The sequence below is a fragment of the Endozoicomonas sp. Mp262 genome (assembly GCF_025643335.1).
Taxonomy (GTDB): domain Bacteria; phylum Pseudomonadota; class Gammaproteobacteria; order Pseudomonadales; family Endozoicomonadaceae; genus Endonucleibacter.
This window is the reverse complement of the sequence record NZ_CP092489.1, coordinates 3151699-3171952: the sequence shown is the minus strand read 5'-3', so window position 1 is coordinate 3171952 and position 20254 is coordinate 3151699. Positions and strand designations below refer to the sequence as shown.

Genomic DNA, 20254 nt, shown 5'->3' with positions numbered 1-20254 from the left:
AACTCTATATTTTAGTAAGGTATATTGACTACGCTAGCAACGATTCGGGAAATTTTCAGGCCGGATGCTATTTAGAAAAACAAAAGGTCGCATAAGCGACCCCTTATTTATCCAGCAACCTGTCACCTGGTTCAGGACAGGTTCGAGTAACAGCTAGATTGACACTGCGGCAGGCTTGAGATAGGAAATCGGCGCAGATTCCATTTGATCGAAGGTGACCACTTCCCATGCACTTTCATTTGCCAAGAGATCTCTAACCAGTCGGTTATTCAGCTCATGACCGGACTTATGACCAACAAACTGACCAATTAAGCTATGTCCCAGCAAATACAGGTCACCAATGGCATCCAGCATTTTATGCTTCACAAACTCATCATGATACCTGAGGCCATCTTCATTCAGAATCCGGTAATCATCAACCACTACGGCATTATCCACACTCCCACCTAATGCCAGGTTTTGGGAACGCAGATATTCAACCTCTCTCATAAAACCAAAGGTTCTGGCACGACTGACTTCTTTAACAAAGGAGGTGCTGGAAAAATCAATGGATGCCGATTGGGAGCGACTTTGAAATACAGGGTGATCAAAGTCAATGGTAAAGCCCACCTTAAAGCCATTGTAGGGCTTGAATGTGGCCGTTTTATCATCGTCAGAAACAGAAATTTCTTTTTTTATCCGGATGAATTTTTTCGCTGCTTCCTGCTCCTGAATACCCGCAGATTGAATAAGGAACACAAAAGGACCTGCACTACCGTCCATAATAGGCACTTCATGGGCACTGACTTCCACATAGGCATTGTCAATACCCAATCCAGCCAATGCTGAAAGCAGGTGTTCAACCGTATCGATACGCGTACCGTCCTTTTGAAGAGAGGTACAAAGCGTGGTTTGCCCCACATTCAGGGCATGAGCCGGAATTTCAACCACTGGCTCCAGGTCTGTTCGACAGAAAATGATACCTGTGTTTACCGGGGCCGGTTTGAGGGTCAAATAGACCTTCTCTCCTGAGTGCAGGCCGACCCCTGTAGCACGAATAATGTTTTTCAGAGTACGCTGTCTGATCATGATAACGCTATTCCGCGACCTTATAGGCCCCTATTATTTGGATGCAACACCACATTGTAACAAAAGTTACACACGACACAAGCCGTGCCACCACTAAACTTCCCATTTAATCAGCTTGCCGACGGAGAAAAGCCGGTATATCGAGATAGTCAACATTATCAGATGACGGGGTTGCCCTCTTGTCAGAAGCCTCTCGCTCCGATTTCTTGTCTCCAGCGTCTTTATTTCGGATAACAGTAGGGATATCCAGTGTATTAACATCGAGAGACCCGTCCGGCTTGGTGGCCTTGGCTTTGCTTCCCTCAACCATTTTAAGGTCTTGCTTGTTAGTGGCAGCCCCTAAACCTGTGGCTACCACAGTAACCCTCAACTCATCGGTCATTTCAGGGTCAATAACCGTACCTACTACAGTAGTCGCATTATCTGAGGCAAATTCCCTAACAGTATCCCCCACTTCATGGAACTCACCAACAGACAGATCCAGCCCTGCGGTAATATTAACCAGTACGCCCCTGGCACCCTGCAGGTTGACATCTTCCAACAGCGGACTGCGAATGGCTTTCTCTGCCGCCTCAATAGCCCTGTTGGAACCTGTGGCAGAACCCGTACCCATCATGGCCATACCCATCTCGGACATCACCGTCCTGACATCTGCAAAGTCCACGTTAATCAAGCCGTCCCTGGTGATCAGCTCGGAAATGCCCTGGACAGCTCCCAGCAACACATCATTGGCTGCACCAAAGGCATTCAGCAGGCTAACATCGCGCCCCAGAACCGGCAGAAGTTTTTCATTAGGGATGGTAATCAGGGAGTCAACACTATCCTGCAGCTCCTTCATCCCTTCTTCAGCCACCTGCATACGGCGACGTCCTTCAAAGGAGAAAGGCTTGGTTACCACCGCAACCGTTAATGCACCCATATCCCTGGCCACCTGCGCAACAACCGGAGCCGCTCCCGTTCCGGTACCGCCACCCATTCCGGCAGTGATAAAGACCATGTCAGAACCTGACAGAATTTCTGCAATCCGGTCACGATCCTCCATTGCTGCCTCACGCCCCACTTCAGGGTTCGCGCCGGCGCCCAGACCACGGGTAATAGAAGCTCCCAGCTGTAAGTGGGTATGGGCCTGCAGATGCTGCTTTTTCAAAGCCTGGGCATCTGTGTTGGCACAAACAAACTCAACACCTTCCAGCTGACTGTTAAGCATATGGCAAACCGCATTACCGCCGCCACCTCCGACCCCTATTACCTTGATGACCGCTTCCTGCGGTATATTATCCACCAGCTCAAACATGGCTCTCTCCTTTTATCACCTTAAACTACACATTTTTAAAAAAATTCAAAGGGTGCTTAGGGGCTGTTGACGTTTGCTCGTGTGCTCAGCCAAAATCAGCGGTTTCGTGGCTAGACGCAGTAGCGCAGGAAGACTCACGTCTTTCAAGCTACTGCAACGACGGCACGGAATCGCTGTTTTTGGCCCTTCGGGTGGCTCGTAAAGCGGCTTTCCGACTGCGTTGGACTGGCTTGACGTAGAATAACTATGCCTGCACCAGTCCGTCTTGCGGAAAACCGCTTTACGAGCCACTGAGCTCACGATCAAACGTCAACAGCCCCTAATCAGAACTGACCTTGAAACCACGTCTTGATTCGACCCATCAGGGTATTACCCTGGTTGCCATACACTGCTTCCCGGCGTCCCTCTTTTTGCGCGTTACGACCATAATGCAGCAAACCTACACCGGTAGAATAAATAGGGTTATGTACAACATCATTAAGCCCCTTAACATCCTGTGGAAACCCAAGCCTCACAGGCATATGGAATATTTCCTCAGCAAGCTCTACCACTCCCTCCATTTTGGAAGTGCCACCAGTGAGTACGACACCTGCCGGAATTAAATCTTCAAATCCGCTCCTCCTGACTTCCGCATGAATAAGCGTAAACAGCTCTTCATACCTTGGCTCAACCACCTCCGCCAGAGCCTGCCTGGACAATTCTCTTGGTGCCCGGTCGCCCACACTGGGCACCTTCACCATTTCATCCGCACCGGCCAGCTGGGCCAACGCGCAGGCATACTTGATCTTAATATCTTCAGCATTTTGAGTGGGTGTTCTCAGGGCCATGGCAATATCATTGGTGACTTGATCGCCCGCAATGGGGATAACCGCCGTATGTCTGATAGCCCCGTCTGTAAACACAGCAATATCCGTGGTTCCACCACCAATATCCACCATGCAGACACCCAACTCCTTTTCATCCTCGGATAATACGGAATAACTGGATGCCAACTGTTCCAGAATAATATCATCCACCTCCAGACCACAACGCCGTATACAGTTTTCGATATTCTGGGCCGCATTAACAGCACAGGTAACCAGGTGAACCTTGGCTTCGAGACGAACCCCGGACATGCCCAAAGGCTCTTTAACCCCTTCCTGGGTATCAATAACATACTCCTGAGGTAATATATGAAGAATCCTTTGGTCTGCGGGAATAGCCACTGCCTGCGCTGCATCGATCACTCGCTCGATATCAGCAGCTGTCACCTCCCGCTCCCGGATAGCCACAATTCCGTGGGAATTAAGGCTTCTGATATGGTTTCCGGCAATGCCCGCATAAACAGAATGAATCTGGCAGCCTGCCATCAACTCCGCTTCTTCTACCGCTCTTTTTATTGCATGAACGGTTGAATCAATATTGACAACGACGCCCCGCTTCAAGCCTTTTGACGCGTGCGAGCCAATACCGATGATTTCAATATCACCCTCGGAGGTAATTTCACCGACAATGGCCACCACTTTAGAGGTACCAATGTCTAATCCAACAATCATGCTTCCATTATCAGCTGATGTCATGGCATCAATTTTCCTAAACCACAAAAACAGTCATTGTCACGATGTACATTCCCGGAGATATCATTTACTGCCTCTCCAAGCGACTGCTGCCCCATTGCTATACCGCAGATCAATACGCTTAACAGAGTGCCACTCTGACTCCAGCCGGGCATGGTAAAGGCGGACAAACCTTTGCAGCCGCTCCATTCTTTCATCCCGGCCAAGATAGACCTGAATATCACCAATATTAAATTGCCAGGCACCTGTACGCCCCAGCTCCAGTTCACTCACTGACAGCCCCAGAGGTCGCAATAGCTGGCTAATGGCCAAATATTGGAGCATCACCGCCTGCGCCTGACTTTGCGGGCCTTTGAGCACTGGTAATTCACTAAAGTGTCCCACATCCGATGGTGAAAAAATATCACCATCCCCAGTGATCAACTGTCGTTCATACCACCTTGCTACCGGCTCTTTCTCCTCCAGAGAAACAGTTAGCCTGTCTGGCCAATCCTTACTAAATGACACCTCTTTGACCCAGGCTTCCTCAAGCAAGGCCTCTTGCAGCCCTTTCAGGTCAAGCTGGAAAAAGTGCTGCCTTAAAAAAGGCTTAAGCACGGACTCCACCCGATCCTTATGTAAAAACCTGAATGGGGCATGGACTTCCACACGTTTTATCGGCTGGTTCAACCAAAGCAATAGTTTTGGCCAGGCAAAAACCAGCACCAGTAAAAGAAGCAGTGAAAACAGCAACTGTCCCTTTCTTTTGATGGAAAGAGGCCGTTTATTATGCTTACCTTTACGGAATAAGCCAGCCTGTTTTATCAAACCATCTCGATAATTTTCTCTACCCCTTACTGCCCTGGTGCTCTTTACCATACGTTTTAACTAAAAGCCTTCAACCACCAAGAGGTATTCATGGTTAATCTGAAACCTGCCTAAACAGAAAGCTCCAAAGCCTTCCCATGACATGGAACCACATCACCTGTACCTGCCAGAATCTCTACTACCAGCTGGTCAAAATCCAGGCCAACTTCTTTGGCCGCCATGGGAACAAGACTATGATCCGTCATGCCCGGAATGGTATTGACTTCAAGCAACCAGAAGCGCCCATTTTCATCCTGCATAAAGTCAACCCGACCCCAGCCAGAACAGCCCAACACCTCAAAAGCGGTCAGGGCAATAGCCTGCATCTCCTGCTCTTTCGCTTTAGTCAAACCACAGGGTACGGTGTAACAGGTATGCTCGGAAAGATACTTGGCCTCATAATCATAGAAAGCACCCTCGGCATCAATTCTGACCGCTGGCATCACCTGGCCGTTAACAATAGCCACGGTATATTCAGGCCCGTCAATAAACTGCTCAACCAATACCGGCCCATGATGCCCCTGCGCCTTTTCCCAGGCATCTTTCAAGTCCTGTTCCCTGTTAACCCTGGTAACGCCCACACTGGAACCTTCCTGGCTGGGCTTGACAAAAGCCGGCAACAGGGTAACACAATGTTCCAGCTCAGAGGCATTATTCACAATTTGAAAAGCCGGGGTAGGTAAACCAACAGACTGCCAAAGCAGTTTACTTCGATATTTATCCATAGCCAGTGCGGACGACATCACATCACTGCCAGAATAAGGAATACCCATATGTTCAAGCAATCCCTGGATTGTACCATCTTCGCCTCCCGTTCCATGAAGGGCAATAAAGGCCCGATCCGGTGCATATTCCAGAAGCCGCTCCACCAGGTTTTCAGCGGCATCAATAAGCTGGCAGTCAACACCCAGTTTTTGCAGCGCCGCGTATACTCTATCGCCAGAAGCCAGGCTCACCTCCCTCTCGGCAGACCGGCCTCCAAATAATACGGCAACCTTGCCAAATGCCTTGGCCTCATAGTGATCCGCTCTCTGCTCATACTTCATTATTTTCCCCTTTAAAGACCCGATTCCATGCTTCCCAGCTGTACGGCAAGAGCACCAATATCACCTGCCCCCTGGGTTAACAATAAATCACCATCCCTGAGCACATTGGTCAGTATGCCCTTTACATCTTCCGGGCTATTAACAAAAATTGGATCAAGACTGCCTCTTTGGCGAATGCTGCGGCAAAGGCTTCTACTGTCTGCCCCGGCAATCACAGATTCACCAGCCGGGAAGACTTCCATTAATAACAACACATCAACCCTGGACAGGACATCCACAAAGTCCTCATAAAGGTCACGGGTTCTGGAATATCGGTGGGGCTGGTAAACCATAACCAGCCGTTTGTCAGACCACCCTGAACGAACCGCCTTCACTGTGGCTGCAACCTCGGTGGGATGATGACCATAGTCATCCACCAGCATCACGTTACTGGAAGTCCATGGCAGTTGACCATAAACCTGAAAACGTCGGCCGACGCCTTCAAACTGACTCAATCCCTCTGCAATGACTTCATCTGGCAATCCTTCATCAGCTGCCACCGCAAAAGCCGCTAATGCATTGAGTACATTATGAGAACCGGGAATATTAATTTCTACAGGCAGGCGCCTGTGGCAGCCTTTTCTCTCAAGCTCAAAACAGGTCTGCATCCCTTTCTGCGTTACGTTAACAGCCCGGTAGTCTGCCTCTTCACTAAAACCATAGGTGATGATGTGTCGCTTAATTTCAGGCAGAAGCTCCCTAACTACAGGACAATCAACACAGAGGATGGCTACACCATAAAATGGCAGGTTATGGATAAACTCTATAAATGTCTTTTTCAGCTTCTCAAAGTCACCATCATAGGTTGACATATGGTCAGCATCAATATTAGTAACCACAGTCACCATAGGTTGCAGGTGCAAAAAGGAGGCATCCGACTCGTCAGCTTCCGCAACCAGATACCGGCTTCCCCCCAGTTTGGCATTAGTACCGGCAGAATTAAGCCGCCCACCAATAACAAAGGTGGGATCCATACCACTGTAACCCAGCACTGATGAGATCAGGCTGGTAGTGGTTGTTTTACCGTGGGTGCCAGCAACCGCAATACCATGCCGGTATCGCATCAATTCAGCCAGCATTTCTGCACGGGGTACCACAGGCAGTCGTCTTTCCCTGGCTTCAAGCACTTCGGGGTTATCCCCGGAAACTGCCGTGGAAGTAACCACAACATCTGTCTCTGCAACATTTTCACGTTGATGACCGGGATAGATTTTAATACCCAGGCTTTTCAGTCTTTCTGTAACCGCAGAGACTTTTAAATCAGAGCCGGAAATCTGGTAGCCCTGATTGTGAAGAACCTCGGCAATACCACACATACCGGAACCGCCAATACCGACAAAATGAATCCGCTTGATCCGTCTCATTTCAGGTACAGCAACAATAGGGATATTTCGTTTTAAATCACCCATGACAAACCTCCAGACAATGGTCTGCCACTTCACGGGTTGCCCGGGAGCGTCCAACGGATTTTGCCGCAGCTGCCATGGATTGCAGGCGAGCCGGGTCGCGTCCCAAACTCATCAATAACGTTGTCAAAGCTTCTTCGTCCAATTGATCTTGCTGAATCATCACCGCCGCCCCATTATCAGTCAAATAGCGACCATTGGCTGTTTGATGATCGTCAACAGCATAAGGGAAAGGTACAAGAATGGCTGGCCGGCCAGCAACCGCCAACTCAGACACTGTCAGGGCACCTGAGCGACATAGTACTATATCCGCCCATTCATAAGCCTGAGCCATGTCATCAATAAACGGCTCAACCTTATAGGATTTTATATCGTCGGCTTCCAATTTCCGGTAGTCAGAAAGGCAGTCATCAATATTATTCTTCCCGGTTTGATGCCAAATATCCAGCCCACCTTTATAACGTGCCAATAGCTGGGGTATCAGCTTATTAATAGCCACAGCGCCCCGACTGCCTCCAATCACCAGCAATTTCAGTGACTTGCCTGCATGATAATCATTTTCTGAAGCGATAGACGATCTTACCGGATTTCCTGTGGTAAACAGCTTTCTTTTCACTTTCTTGAATTTTTTTCCGGAAAAGGTTCCCGGGAAAGCTTCCAAAACCTTTGTAGCCAAGCTGGAGAGCAATTTATTGGTCAACCCCGGTATGGCATTCTGCTCATGAATAACCAGAGGGATACCCAGCAATTTTGCCGCAACACCTCCTGGCCCGGTCACATAACCGCCCATACCAAGCACACAGACAGGTTTTTGTTCTCTCAATAAAGCCATTGCCTTAAGGATGGATTTACCAATAAGCCAGGGTGCTTTCAGCCAGTACAGCATCTTTTTGCCTCTCACCCCGGTTATAGGTATAAAGCTAATCTCAAACCCGTGTCGTGGTACCAGGTCAGCCTCCATACTCCCTGGTGTTCCCAGCCAGTGCACTCGATAACCACGGGATTCAAGCTCTGCTGCCGTAGCCAGGGCAGGGAAAATATGCCCTCCCGTTCCTCCTGCCATAACAACAATCACAGGACCACTGTCATGTGGCACCATCTTTTTCCTTTTTGTACTTTTGTCTTGCTTTTTCCAGCCTTCGCTCATAATCAACTCGAATAATAATTCCAAACGCAAGGCAGTTAATTAATAAACTACTGCCTCCGTAGCTTATCAAAGGCAACGCCAATCCTTTAGTGGGCAATAGGCCAGTATTTACACCAATATTAATAAGCGCCTGACTGATAAACAGAAGGGATATGCCATAGGCCACAAAGCCATGAAAAAGCAGTCCCAATCGCTCAGCCCTGAAACCAATCTGTAATGACCGCCAGGCCACAAAAATCAATAGTGATAAAATGCCGAGGCTGCCTATGACACCAAACTCTTCAGCCAGTACTGCATAAACAAAATCAGTATGCGCCTCTGGCAGGTAAAACAGCTTCTGAATACTATTACCAAGCCCCTCTCCCAGCAGCTCGCCCCGACCAAAGGCAATCAGGGACTGGGTTAACTGATAGCCGCTATCAAAGGCATGGGCCCAGGGATCCATATAGGAGGCCAGCCTTGCCATTCTGTAAGGTTCTACCACAATCAGCAGAACAATCAGTGCGCACATACAAATAATAAGCAGGATGAAAGGCAGCACCCTGGCTCCCGCCATAAAAATCATACCCAGGGAGGCACCCATCAGTACAACCAGTGAGCCGAAGTCCGGCTCCAGCAGCAACAGGGCTGCCGAAAGCCCCAGTACAGCCATAGGCTTAAGGAATCCACTCCACTGATTCCTTACCTCATCCAACCGCCTCACCAAATAGGCGGCAAGATAGATAACAATACAAAGCTTGGCTGCCTCCGATGCCTGCAAATTAAAGATACCCAGCGGTATCCAGCGAACGCTGCCATTAACCTCCCGCCCAACAACCAGTACAAGAATCAATAAGGCAAAAGCCAGGAATAACAGTGACCAGCTATACCGCTCAATGGTTGCAATAGGCACCAGTAGCATCACACCGATGATACCGAGTCCGGCACACACGAACATGCCCTGTTTCAGCAAAATTCGGAAAGGATTGGAAAAAAGATTATTGGAAATATCCAGGGATGCAGAACTGGCCATCACCAGGCCGGTAAAGATAAGCAGCAGCAATGCCGCAATCAGCGTAAAGTCTATATGCTTCGAATCAGCACTATCAACACCCAATGCCGTCTGTTGAGTCAGCATGGGGCACTCTCCTTAAGCCGGTTAACAACCAGCTTGCAAAACTCATCCCCCCGGTGTTCAAAACTTTTAAACATATCAAAACTGGCGCAGGCTGGCGCCAGCAGGACGGCATCGCCAGGCTGGCTTTCATGCTCGCCTATAGCCACAGCATCTGCTAATGTCCGGGCACGGCTGATTGCCACAGAGCCACTAAGCTGGCTCTCAATAATCGATGCATCCCTGCCAATCAAGACCAGTCGACGGACATAACGGCTCACCGGCTGGCACAATTCAGAAAAATCCGCTCCCTTACCATCACCACCGGCTATCAGTACAATTTTACCTGCGATACTGGTTCCCAAACCATTAATAGCTGCCGTACATGCCCCCACATTGGTTGCTTTGGAATCATTAAACCAATTAACCTGATTCCGCTGTGCAACCCACTGACAGCGGTGTGGCAAGCCGGGAAACCGGCGCAAGGCATTCAACATAGGTTCCAGCTCCAACCCCACCGCCTCACCCAGCGCCAGGGCTGCCAGGGCATTCATATAGTTGTGCTGCCCCACCATAAGCATTTCTGATGTATCAAGCAGCCGTGTTGTTCCCTTTACTAACCAACAGCATCCTGACTCTTTATCAACCTCCAGCCCATACTGGCCAATATCCGGCATTCGGCCAGAAAAAGTTATTGCAGGTGTAGAGGCAGGTAACAGGGGAGCCGTCAAGGGATCATCGAGATTGTGAACGGCCACCTTGCACCCTTTATAAACCCGCTGCTTAGCGGCATGGTATTCAACCGGGGATGGGTATCGGTCCATATGATCAGGACTCATATTCAAAACAGTCGCTGCCGCCGCCTGCATTGAATCCGTGGTTTCCAGCTGAAAACTGGAAAGCTCAAGAATATAAAGATCCGCTTTTTGCGCTAATAACTCCAAAGCCGGTATTCCTATATTGCCACCGACGGCAACATTAATTCCGGCCTCCTCCGCCATAAGCCCAAGTAGCGTGGTGACGGTGCTTTTTCCGTTTGAACCCGTTATGGCAACGACAGGTGTATCACCCACAGCACGGAAAAACAGTTCAATATCTCCGGCTACTTTCACGCCACCGGCAATGGCTTCGGCAATTTCCGGCTGGGCCAGGGCAACCCCGGGACTAATGATCAGCTCATCTGCCCCATTGAGAATATCCTGCTTAAAGCCACCTGCAAATACAGGCACACGGGGATAGTCACTGGACAGTTCATCAAGACCCGGAGGATGCTGGCGGCTATCCACCACTGAGAATGGCAATCCCTTACGGGCAAGATAGCGGACACAGGACATACCGGTCTTGCCAAGACCAACAACAACCCGCCTGCAACTTGAGCTAATCAAAGCCACTATTCTCTCCATTCCCAGATCAAAACCATAACAACTCAGCGTATTTTCAGGGTCGCCAGACCAATCAGAACCAGGACTAATGTAATAATCCAGAACCGGACAATAACCCGGGGTTCAGGCCAGCCTTTCAATTCAAAGTGATGATGTAAAGGCGCCATTCTGAAAATACGACGACCGGTAAGCTTAAAAGAGGCCACCTGAAGAATCACAGACACCGTTTCCATAACAAAGACACCGCCCATGATTACCAGCACGATTTCCTGCCTGACAATCACAGCCACCACGCCAAGGGCAGCCCCCAAAGCCAGGGCGCCAACATCCCCCATAAACACCTGGGCCGGGTAAGTGTTAAACCAGAGAAAACCCAGTCCAGCACCGGCAATGGCACCACAGAATATAACCAGTTCACCCGCCCCGGGTATAGCCGGAATCAGCAGGTATTGGGCAAAACTGGCATGCCCACTGACATAGGCGAATACTCCCAGTGCCGAACTCACCAATACCGTGGGCATAATAGCCAGGCCATCCAGTCCGTCCGTCAGGTTCACCGCATTACTGGTTCCCACGATAGTCAGGTAAGTCAGCAGCATAAAAAACGGGCCGAGCTGAATGGAAACACTTTTAAAGAAAGGAACAATCAGCGATGTTTCTACCGGATCCTGCGCGGTATAAAACAAAAAGAGGGCAGCGCCTGCCCCAGCCATGGATTGCCAGAAAAACTTCCACCTGGCCGGTAAGCCCCTGGAGTTTTTCTCAACAACCTTACGATAATCATCAACCCAGCCAACCACGCCGAACACTGCCGTGACCAGCATCACAACCCAAATGTACTTATTATTCAGATTCCCCCACAGCACAGTGCTGATAGCAATTGAAACCAGTATCAAAGCGCCACCCATGGTCGGGGTGCCTGCCTTACTTAAATGGCTTTTGGGTCCGTCATCCCGGACACTCTGTCCAATCTGATGGTAGCTAAGACGCCGAATCATATGGGGACCCAGCCACAAACTTATACCCAGAGCCGTCAACACCCCGAAGATTGCCCTGAGCGTAAGGTAATTAAAAATTGTAAACCCATGATAATATTGGGATAAAAAATCTGCCAACCAGAGCAGCATCTAGCGCTCTCCCTTGTATTCCGGTCCCACCAGAGACCTAACAACATCCAACATGCCCATGCCCCTTGAACCCTTAACAAGCACTGACACAACCTCATCAGAACCTTTGTTGATAAGGTCCCCAATCCACTCCGTCAGTGCAGTCTTGTCCTCAAAGTGACACCCTCCCTTACCAAATGCCTGACACGCAAGGTTCGCCAGCGTCCCAAAGCCGGCAAAATAATCAATACCCACTTCTTTAGCGTATAAACCCATATCACGGTGCCGGGCTTCAGCCACTGAACCCAGTTCCAGCATATCGCCAAACGCCATGATTTTCAGACCGTTGTAGCCGGACAGATGCTCAATCGCTGCCAGGGTTGCCTTGGGGTTGGCATTGTAGGTCTCATCGAAAATCATGAGTTTACGTCCACCCCGGCTCACTTGATAGCGAAGGCCTCTTCTTTGATAAGGCCGGGCATTTTCCAATCCACGGACAACAATGTCCAGCATTGTTCCACCGGCCAAGGCTGCCGCCGCTGCACAACAGGCATTAAGAACCTGGTGCCGCCCCCAAAAGGCAAGGGTCACAGGTACAACCTGTCCCTGGGCGTTGAGCTTAAAACGCATGCCCTGCTCTGTGGTCTCTATCTCAGAGGCAAAAACGTCAGCCTCCGTGCTTTCCACGCTGAAACTCATGACGCTTCTGCCCTGAACTTTCAATACCCGGTCATACCACTCCTGGTAAAATGCATCATCCCGGTTTAATACCGCAATACCACCGCTATCCAGAGAATCCAGGATATACCCCTTTTCATGGGCAACACCGGCCACAGACCCTAGCTCTTCAAGGTGAGCCTCAGCAGCATTGGTTATTACAGAGATATCCGGTTTTGCCAGTTGGGCAATATATTCAATCTCCCCGGGAGAACTTGTACCCAGCTCAATAACAGCCTTATGGTGCTTCTCACTTATTTCCAGCAATGTTAAGGGCACACCATAGCCATTATTAAGATTACCGCGGGTTGACCACACTTCTGACTGCTCAGCCAATACAGCAGCCAACATTTCCTTCACCGAGGTTTTACCGCAAGAACCGGTGATAGCGGTCACCAGGCCCTGAAACTGATCACGGTTAAGCTTTCCCAGCTGTCCCAGCGTCTTAAAGGTATCAGCCACCCTGATTTGGGGAAGCCTGCAGTTCTCTGCCAGAACTTCAACCACCACAGCCGCCGCGCCAGCCTGTTCCGCTTGAGGAAGAAAGTCATGCCCATCAAAGTGAGGGCCTTTTATGGCAACAAACAACTCGCCACCCGTTAAAGAACGGGTATCAATACTTACCCTGTCAATCGCCACCGACTGACTTTCCCCGGCAACCTGCCCATTCAAACATTCTGCAATTTCCTTCAGGGTAAAAGGCCTGATCATTTGCGACTCCAGTTATCAAGTGCTTTCTGAACCTGCTCACAGTCATCAAAGGCGTGCCTTATCCCGTTCACTTCCTGATAACTCTCATGCCCTTTGCCAGCTATTAAAACGATCTCTTCAACGCTGGCCGCGGCAATAGCACCGGCAATGGCGGACGCCCTATCCGTCACTGTGGAAACCCGCTCCTGGTCTTGCGGAGCAATTCCCTCAAGAATGTCTGCGATGATGGCTTCAGGCTTTTCGGTACGGGGGTTATCGCTGGTTACAATCACTTCATCCGCCCCGGCAATAGCCGCTTCTGCCATTAAAGGCCGCTTGCCCCGGTCACGGTCTCCCCCGCAGCCAAATACGCAGGTTAACTTGCTGGCACCATGCTCCCGCAGAGCCTCAAGGGCATTTTTCAGGGCATCCGGCGTATGGGCATAATCCACCAGAACCAATGGTTTATTATTCCCCCCTAGCCGCTGCATACGGCCAGGAACGGTGGTTAGCCTGGAGATCAGGGGCACCACCCGGTCAAGACAGTATCCCTGAGCACCAAGAACAGCCAGAACAGTTAATAGATTTTCCAGGTTGAACCGCCCCATTAATGGCGCTTCAATGGGGTATGCTCCCCAGGGAGTATGAACAGTGGCCGCAATACCATGGGGCAACAGACGGATATCTGCCCCGTAGACATCCGCGGCAGGGTTTGTTTGTGACCAGGTAATCACCGGTATCTCATCCGGGCAAGCAGCCAGCATCATTTCGCTGTAATCATCATCCATGTTGATAACCGCCGCTCCCAAGCGGCAGTTGGAAAACAACATTGACTTGGCAAAGGCATAATCATCAAGGCTATTGTAAGAATCCAGATGATCACGACTAAGATTGGTAAATACGCCCACATCAAAATGCACCCCATCAACCCGCCCCTGTTCCAGACCATGGGATGACACTTCCATGGCTAAGGCGGGGGTATTCTGATCACCCAATCCTGCAATAAACTGGTGGGTGGATATCACATCTGACGTGGTATTAAGTGTTTGCTCAAGCGCTCCCGGCATGCCTTTTCCCAGCGTTCCCATCAGGGCACAGGGGCTATCCAACCCCTCCAGAAGCCGGGAAAGAAACCAGCAACAGGAGGTTTTACCGTTTGTACCCGTTACTCCAACCACCTTTACTTTGTCAGTATCTGGCCGATAATAACGACTAGCGATAACTCCCACTTGATCCTGTAAGTCATCCACAAAAATAAGAGGCGTTTCCCGCTTACCCGCCAGGTGTCTGAACTCGTGCTCACGCCCTGACTCAGCAAGAACCGCACAGGCTCCGTTGTTAAAAGCCTGTGAAATATAATCCCTGCCATCGGATGAAAAGCCGGGGATAGCAAAAAACAGCTCTCCCCCCTTAACTTTACGGCTATCAATGGCCAGCCCTGAAACAGGCAGGTCAGGCTCTACACACGGCAGGCCTAACGTCCGCAGTACATCATTCAGGGTTACTATTGGCTTTTCACTCATCACATAGTCCAATCATATTTGATGAAAACATCCCGGCACGTTTCAACAGCCCCTAGCCCGGATATTTCATAAACATGCTCCCGGCCTTACTTGTCCTTTGCGGTTCTAAGAAAGTTTTGTTCAGTCGACCGTACTCCCTGGTACGGCACTCCTTCACAAAATTCCTTAGAACCACAAAGCCCTGCGCAATGCTCGGGGCAGTTTATGAAATATCCGGGCTAGCCTGCTCCACCCAACTTTTCATCATCACGCCGGGCTGTCAGTACCTCCTTCTGGTCAGGGGTAACCCCTAACATTCTTAGAGCACGGGCATTGACCTTCGAAAACACAGGCGCGGCAGTTAGCCCACCGTAATAACCGCCTTCGGTGGGTTCATCAATAACAATGACCGTTGCCAGGCGTGGATTATCAATAGGCGCCAACCCGGCAAAAACACCAATATGACGACTGTTCGAATAACCATTGCTGCCCACCTTTCTGGCAGTACCGGTCTTACCACCCACCTGGTAGGACTGCACCTTTGCCCGTCGCCCTGAGCCAGACTGAACTACAGTAACAAGCATTTCCAGAACATCCTTAGCCACCTGCCTGTCCATGACCCGAACACCTTTCGGGGTCACATCACGCTTAATTAAGGAAATCGGCCTCATTATCCCCTTGGAACCCAGCACACTGTATGCCTGGGCCAACTGTAAAGGTGTCACGGTCAAGCCATAGCCAAAGGACAGGGTTGCCACTTCAATATTGCTCCAGCGATCACGATAAGGCAGATAGCCGGTGCTTTCCCCCGGGAAGCCGACACCTGTTGCCTGACCTATGCCAACGCGCCTTAACATATCAAGCAAATTATCCACCCCGATATCCATGGCCATTTTAGTGACACCAATGTTACTGGACTTGGTTAATACCGAGGTAACATCCAACTGCCCATAATTGCGTATATCCCGCACCGTATCATGCCCTATTCGCATATATCCGGGTGTGGTATTCACGGGTGTATCTTTTTCATATTTACCCGACTCAAGGGCCGCTGCTACAGTGAAGGGCTTAAGCGTAGAACCCGGTTCAAGGACATCCGTTACAACCCTGTTGCGCATCCGGTACGCTTTCATTTCAGCACGGTTATTCGGGTTATAGGATGGCTGGTTGACCATTGCCAGTACTTCACCGGTTTCCACATCCAGCATAACCAGAGATCCTGCGCGTGCCTTGTGATGGCCCACAGCTCTCTTCAGCTCCCGATAAGCCATGTACTGAAGCCCAAGATCTATGCTCAGCATCAATTCTTTACCCGGTTGGGCACTCTCAACCAACTCACCCTGCTTGGCAAGATTCCCCCGGCGATCTTTCAAATACCGAACCTTACCCGGTGTCCCCTTGAGCCATTTGTTATATCCCAGTTCAATGCCTTCTTGCCCGGTCTCATCAATATCGGTAAACCCTACAAGATGGGCTGTCACCTCTCCGGCAGGATAATAACGGCGATGTTCCTCCATTATTTGCAAACCAGGTACCTTAAGAGCCATAAGTTGCTGGCCCTGCTCAGGGGTCAGGTGGCGTTTCAGGTAAATAAATTCCTTTGACTGATTTTCAGTGATCCGCTTGGCCAGAGTGGACTTGTTCATTTTTAACTGCCTGGCCAACTCTCCCCATCGCTCCTTAACAGCTAACAAATCACTGGGATCAGCCCAAACAGTGATAACAGGGGTACTAACTGCAAGCGGCTTACCATTTCGATCGAAAATAACACCCCTGTGAGCAGGGATTTTTTCATAACGAACGGAGCGTTTATCGCCTTCATTTTGTAGAAAATGTCTGTCCAGTAGCTGGAGATCAACAACCCGGTAAACAATGGTCAATCCGGCAAGCAGGATGATTGACTTGAGGACAGCCAATCGCCACCGATTAGAGGGTTTCCCGGAGGTGAGCTTGTTTTTATGATTCATTGCATCACCATTTCAATATCACCGGCCTTTGGGACTTCCATACCGAGTTGCTCGACGGCCACCTGCTCGACCCGCCCCGGGGAGGTTAAGGTGCTGTGTTCCAGCAGCAACCGTCCCCACTCAACCTGGGCTCTGTTTCGATTTTCCAGCTCCTGTTGCAGCTGATTGTGTAAACGACGATTCTCGTAGGCGCTATAACTCACGCCAAAAGCTGAAACCACTACTGCCATCAACAGTACACCTACTGAAAGATTCTTTTTACTGCATAACGCACGCAGTGGTGATATATCCATAACCTAGGCCAGTTTCTCGGCAACACGCATAATGGCACTCCTTGCCCTGGGGTTTTCCCTAACCTCTGTTTCAGAGGGTTTTATGGCTTTACCCAATGCTTTCAACCGCTTGTTTAACTGATCTTCCCTAACCGGCAACCAGCTAGGCAAAGGATCACCCTTTTCATGCTTACGAATAAACCGTTTGGCAATCCGGTCTTCCAGGGAGTGGAAGCTGATCACCACCAGTCGCCCTCCCGGCTTCAGCAGTTCCAGTGCCTTATCCAGACATTCAATCAGGTCATCCAGCTCCCTGTTAATATGAATTCGGATGGCCTGAAAGGCCCGTGTGGCCGGATGCTTGCCCTTCTCCTTTTTAGGGCAGGCCCCTGCAATAATGCTGGCTAACCGGGCCGTGGTGACAATCGGCTCAATCTCCCGCTCCCGAACAATGGCCCGAGCCATACGTCGTGAAAACCGCTCTTCACCGTATTCCCAGAGTACCCGGCTAATTTCCTGTTCCTCAGCCCTGGCCAGCCACTCTGCGGCACTCTCACCCTGGGCGTGGTTCATACGCATATCCAGTGGGCCATCATTCAAAAAGCTGAAACCCCGTTCCGGGCAATCCAGCTGTGGCGAGGACACACCCAAGTCCAACAAAATGCCATCAACACCACCCGTAGCCGGTAACTCATTCAATTCAGTAAATGAGCCATGATAAATCACAAACCGGTGGTCATCCCCAGCCAAATCTTTTCCAACGGTAATGGCTGAAGGATCTTTGTCGATACCAAAAAGTTGTCCTTTATCCGCAAGGCCATCCAGAATTGCACGACTGTGCCCCCCTCGACCAAAAGTGCCATCGATATAGACCCCCTCTGGATCTGTTAGCAAAGCGTCCACGGCTTCGGTCAATAGTACAGTTTTATGCAACTCAGCTAATTTCATCATTTATAACGACAATGACTGCAACTCTTCAGGAGTTTCCCCGGAAGCGCTGGCCTCTAGTAAATATTGATCCCGACACTCATCCCAGGCTGTCTCATTCCAAAGCTCAAATTTCTTACCCTGCCCCAACAGGATGCAGCGCTTTTCCAGCCCGGCATAATCTCTTAAAAGTGGAGGCACAAGAATTCGGCCACTACCATCCATATCAAGATCGGTGGCATGGCCTATGAGAAGACGCTGAATCCGGCGAGTCATCGGATGAAAACTGGGTAATGCTTCGATTTTCCCCTGAATGGTTTCCCATTCATCCAGCGGGTAAATTAATAAACAGGACTCATCTGTATCAATGGTTGCAACAAGGGAGCCATTGCAACGATCATGCAATATCTGCCGATAACGGGTAGGTATTGCCATCCGTCCTTTAGCATCAAGATTGATTGCATTGACTCCGCGAAACAAGTGCCACGCTCCCTGGAATACCTGAATCCTTTTTGCTGTCCAACCCAGTTAAACCCACTATTACCCACATTACACCACTCAAAGACACTATAGGAATGTGCAAAACCCACGTCAAGCGTAGCTTCTACCTGAACGGTTATTTTGTTAACAGATGGAAAATAAGGAAAAGCCCACAGAACAACAGTTAATTATCGTTATAAATTAATAAACTAGATAATAAGATACCGTATTGCTGATGTGATATAAGCAGAAACTTTAAAAACAATATGGAAGCAAAAATTTAATTTTTATTTCAAAGAAAGATAAAAAGAAATGCAAGTTGGCCTGTAAGCCGGGTTCTGTCTACCTGCAAGGCAGGTACAGCAGCCATTCATCTGGGATGCATGTCACCACACACCTCAAGCAACCTACCCGAATTCAGCGCGGGTCACGCCATTGAATTCCTATTTGGTCTTGCTCCGGACGGGGTTTACCCTGCCATGGACTGTTGCCAACCATGCGGTGCGCTCTTACCGCACCCTTTCACCCTTACCGGCCAGAAAACTCTGACGTAGGCGGTCTACTCTCTGCGGCACTTTCCGTAGGCTTTCGCCCCCCAGGCGTTACCTGGCGTCCTACCCTATGGAGCCCGGACTTTCCTCCCTCTGATTATCCAGCAGGATAATCAAACAGCGGCTGCCCGGCCAACTTGCGGCGACGAATAATACCGGCCATTCAACTGTTATTCAACTGTCTTTTAATGTTAATGCCAGATCGTACAACTCTTTTTTACGATGCCCGGATAAATCGGCCACCACTGCCGCCGCTTTTTTAATGGGCAACTCTTGTAACAAACGCGCCAACAACTCCCTGGTTGTTTTATCGATGAGCTGCCCCGTCTCTTCCCTTTTCCCCTCAACAAGCAATACGAATTCCCCTTTGCATTGATTGGAGTCGTCTTCCAGACAGGCCATCACTTCACTTATTGTACCCGCCAAAACCGTTTCAAAGGTTTTGGTCATTTCACGGGCCAAAACAATATATCGACTCCCACCTAGCACCTCTGCGAAGTCCTTAAGGCTATCACTGATACGATGAGTAGATTCATAACACGCCCAGGTACAGGAAAAATCAGCCAGCTCCGCCAACCTTTTCTTACGACCGGAGGACTTTGCCGGTAAAAATCCCTCAAAAAAGAACCGGTCTGTGGCCAGGCCGCTGACGGATAGTGCCGCAATAATAGCCGAAGCTCCGGGCACAGGAACCACTTTAACGCCAGCCTCGCGCACTGTGCGTACGAGAAAATAGCCGGGATCAGAAATCAGCGGTGTTCCGGCATCGCTGATCAATGCTACCGAGTCTCCCTGCTGCAAACGCGCCAGCAATTTTTCCGCTTGCTGGCGTTCATTATGCTCATGACAGGATAGCAGTGGTGTACCAATACCAAAATGGTTAAGAAGCCGCCTGCTATGGCGGGTATCTTCTGCGGCAATCACTTCAACCTGTTTAAGCACTTCTATTGCCCTTGGAGTCATATCCCCCAAATTCCCGATGGGGGTAGCAACAACATATAATACAGCTTCAGACATTAGGGTCCCTAACAAACCAGCTCAACAAAGAAGATTTGCCAGTTTAACATACCGCCGAAAATGGGTGGCAGATTAATAATCTGTCACATCATTACAATCGTTTTTAAAAGGGGTCAAGATACTGTGTATTGATATAACAGCCTGCTAA

17 protein-coding genes and 1 other RNA gene are annotated in these 20254 nt (G+C 49.7%); all 18 read right to left on the bottom strand.

Translation table 11 applies throughout. The features are described from left to right. Window positions 1-153: 153 nt before the first annotated feature. Entirely contained in the window at window positions 154-1068 is a 915-nt protein-coding gene (lpxC, locus tag MJ595_RS13920) for a UDP-3-O-acyl-N-acetylglucosamine deacetylase (RefSeq protein ID WP_263078537.1), read from the bottom strand. Window positions 1069-1174: 106 nt separating this feature from the next. After that, the gene (ftsZ, locus tag MJ595_RS13915; RefSeq protein WP_263078535.1) at window positions 1175-2362 is read right to left on the bottom strand and encodes a cell division protein FtsZ; all 1188 of its coding nucleotides are present in this window, start codon (window positions 2360-2362) and stop codon (window positions 1175-1177) included. Between the two features lie 323 nt (window positions 2363-2685). Beyond that, the gene (ftsA, locus tag MJ595_RS13910) at window positions 2686-3921 is read right to left on the bottom strand and encodes a cell division protein FtsA (protein ID WP_263078534.1); all 1236 of its coding nucleotides are present in this window, start codon (window positions 3919-3921) and stop codon (window positions 2686-2688) included. Between the two features lie 60 nt (window positions 3922-3981). Further along, window positions 3982-4650 carry a cell division protein FtsQ/DivIB gene (locus tag MJ595_RS13905; protein WP_263078532.1) on the bottom strand — a complete coding sequence of 223 codons (669 nt, stop codon included), beginning with the start codon at window positions 4648-4650 and terminating at the stop codon, window positions 3982-3984. A 185-nt stretch (window positions 4651-4835) separates the two neighbouring features. After that, entirely contained in the window at window positions 4836-5810 is a 975-nt protein-coding gene (locus MJ595_RS13900; RefSeq protein WP_263078530.1) for a D-alanine--D-alanine ligase, read from the bottom strand. An 11-nt stretch (window positions 5811-5821) separates the two neighbouring features. Further along, on the bottom strand, window positions 5822-7258 hold the full coding sequence (gene murC, locus MJ595_RS13895; RefSeq protein ID WP_263078529.1) for a UDP-N-acetylmuramate--L-alanine ligase: 1437 nt from the start codon (window positions 7256-7258) through the stop codon (window positions 5822-5824). Beyond that, window positions 7251-8354: an undecaprenyldiphospho-muramoylpentapeptide beta-N-acetylglucosaminyltransferase gene (gene murG, locus MJ595_RS13890; protein ID WP_263078527.1), complete on the bottom strand. Its 1104-nt coding sequence runs from the start codon at window positions 8352-8354 to the stop codon at window positions 7251-7253. Before murG ends, murC begins: the two co-directional genes overlap by 8 nt. Next, window positions 8341-9519: a putative lipid II flippase FtsW gene (gene ftsW / locus MJ595_RS13885; RefSeq protein WP_263078526.1), complete on the bottom strand. Its 1179-nt coding sequence runs from the start codon at window positions 9517-9519 to the stop codon at window positions 8341-8343. Before ftsW ends, murG begins: the two co-directional genes overlap by 14 nt. Next, the gene (gene murD / locus MJ595_RS13880) at window positions 9513-10886 is read right to left on the bottom strand and encodes a UDP-N-acetylmuramoyl-L-alanine--D-glutamate ligase (protein WP_263078524.1); all 1374 of its coding nucleotides are present in this window, start codon (window positions 10884-10886) and stop codon (window positions 9513-9515) included. Before murD ends, ftsW begins: the two co-directional genes overlap by 7 nt. A gap of 35 nt (window positions 10887-10921) precedes the next feature. Then, entirely contained in the window at window positions 10922-12004 is a 1083-nt protein-coding gene (mraY, locus tag MJ595_RS13875; protein WP_263078523.1) for a phospho-N-acetylmuramoyl-pentapeptide-transferase, read from the bottom strand. Beyond that, window positions 12005-13411 carry a UDP-N-acetylmuramoyl-tripeptide--D-alanyl-D-alanine ligase gene (gene murF / locus MJ595_RS13870; protein WP_263078522.1) on the bottom strand — a complete coding sequence of 469 codons (1407 nt, stop codon included), beginning with the start codon at window positions 13409-13411 and terminating at the stop codon, window positions 12005-12007. Then, complete coding sequence (locus MJ595_RS13865) at window positions 13408-14913, bottom strand: UDP-N-acetylmuramoyl-L-alanyl-D-glutamate--2,6-diaminopimelate ligase (protein WP_263078521.1); 1506 nt, start codon at window positions 14911-14913, stop codon at window positions 13408-13410. Before MJ595_RS13865 ends, murF begins: the two co-directional genes overlap by 4 nt. A 218-nt stretch (window positions 14914-15131) precedes the next feature. Next, window positions 15132-16859 (bottom strand): penicillin-binding transpeptidase domain-containing protein, encoded by a 1728-nt coding sequence (locus tag MJ595_RS13860; protein WP_263078520.1) that lies wholly within the window; start codon window positions 16857-16859, stop codon window positions 15132-15134. Continuing rightward, window positions 16856-17152, bottom strand: coding sequence for a cell division protein FtsL (gene ftsL / locus MJ595_RS13855; RefSeq protein WP_263078518.1), 297 nt, complete (start codon window positions 17150-17152; stop codon window positions 16856-16858). Before ftsL ends, MJ595_RS13860 begins: the two co-directional genes overlap by 4 nt. 3 nt (window positions 17153-17155) lie before the next feature. Next, window positions 17156-18079 carry a 16S rRNA (cytosine(1402)-N(4))-methyltransferase RsmH gene (rsmH, locus tag MJ595_RS13850; protein ID WP_263322510.1) on the bottom strand — a complete coding sequence of 308 codons (924 nt, stop codon included), beginning with the start codon at window positions 18077-18079 and terminating at the stop codon, window positions 17156-17158. A 3-nt stretch (window positions 18080-18082) separates the two neighbouring features. After that, a complete protein-coding gene (gene mraZ, locus MJ595_RS13845; protein WP_263078517.1) occupies window positions 18083-18538 on the bottom strand; it encodes a division/cell wall cluster transcriptional repressor MraZ in 456 nt (151 codons plus the stop codon). 311 nt (window positions 18539-18849) lie between these two features. Further along, window positions 18850-19229, bottom strand: an RNA gene (gene rnpB, locus MJ595_RS13840) — RNase P RNA component class A. A 34-nt stretch (window positions 19230-19263) separates the two neighbouring features. Next, window positions 19264-20106, bottom strand: a complete 843-nt coding sequence (rsmI, locus tag MJ595_RS13835) for a 16S rRNA (cytidine(1402)-2'-O)-methyltransferase (protein WP_263078516.1) — start codon at window positions 20104-20106, stop codon at window positions 19264-19266. Between the last annotated feature and the right edge of the window lie 148 nt (window positions 20107-20254).

What these genes read in the sequence shown, in the direction of transcription:
- MJ595_RS13865 (WP_263078521.1), bottom strand. Translation starts at nt 14,913, where the DNA reads ATGAGTGAAAAGCCAATAGTAACCCTGAATGATGTACTGCGGACGTTA.
- lpxC (WP_263078537.1), bottom strand. Translation starts at nt 1,068, where the DNA reads ATGATCAGACAGCGTACTCTGAAAAACATTATTCGTGCTACAGGGGTC.
- rsmI (WP_263078516.1), bottom strand. Translation starts at nt 20,106, where the DNA reads ATGTCTGAAGCTGTATTATATGTTGTTGCTACCCCCATCGGGAATTTG.
- mraY (WP_263078523.1), bottom strand. Translation starts at nt 12,004, where the DNA reads ATGCTGCTCTGGTTGGCAGATTTTTTATCCCAATATTATCATGGGTTT.
- murG (WP_263078527.1), bottom strand. Translation starts at nt 8,354, where the DNA reads ATGGTGCCACATGACAGTGGTCCTGTGATTGTTGTTATGGCAGGAGGA.
- ftsW (WP_263078526.1), bottom strand. Translation starts at nt 9,519, where the DNA reads ATGCTGACTCAACAGACGGCATTGGGTGTTGATAGTGCTGATTCGAAG.
- murC (WP_263078529.1), bottom strand. Translation starts at nt 7,258, where the DNA reads ATGGGTGATTTAAAACGAAATATCCCTATTGTTGCTGTACCTGAAATG.
- MJ595_RS13860 (WP_263078520.1), bottom strand. Translation starts at nt 16,859, where the DNA reads ATGAATCATAAAAACAAGCTCACCTCCGGGAAACCCTCTAATCGGTGG.
- MJ595_RS13900 (WP_263078530.1), bottom strand. Translation starts at nt 5,810, where the DNA reads ATGAAGTATGAGCAGAGAGCGGATCACTATGAGGCCAAGGCATTTGGC.
- murF (WP_263078522.1), bottom strand. Translation starts at nt 13,411, where the DNA reads ATGATCAGGCCTTTTACCCTGAAGGAAATTGCAGAATGTTTGAATGGG.
- ftsA (WP_263078534.1), bottom strand. Translation starts at nt 3,921, where the DNA reads ATGACATCAGCTGATAATGGAAGCATGATTGTTGGATTAGACATTGGT.
- rsmH (WP_263322510.1), bottom strand. Translation starts at nt 18,079, where the DNA reads ATGAAATTAGCTGAGTTGCATAAAACTGTACTATTGACCGAAGCCGTG.
- ftsL (WP_263078518.1), bottom strand. Translation starts at nt 17,152, where the DNA reads ATGGATATATCACCACTGCGTGCGTTATGCAGTAAAAAGAATCTTTCA.
- ftsZ (WP_263078535.1), bottom strand. Translation starts at nt 2,362, where the DNA reads ATGTTTGAGCTGGTGGATAATATACCGCAGGAAGCGGTCATCAAGGTA.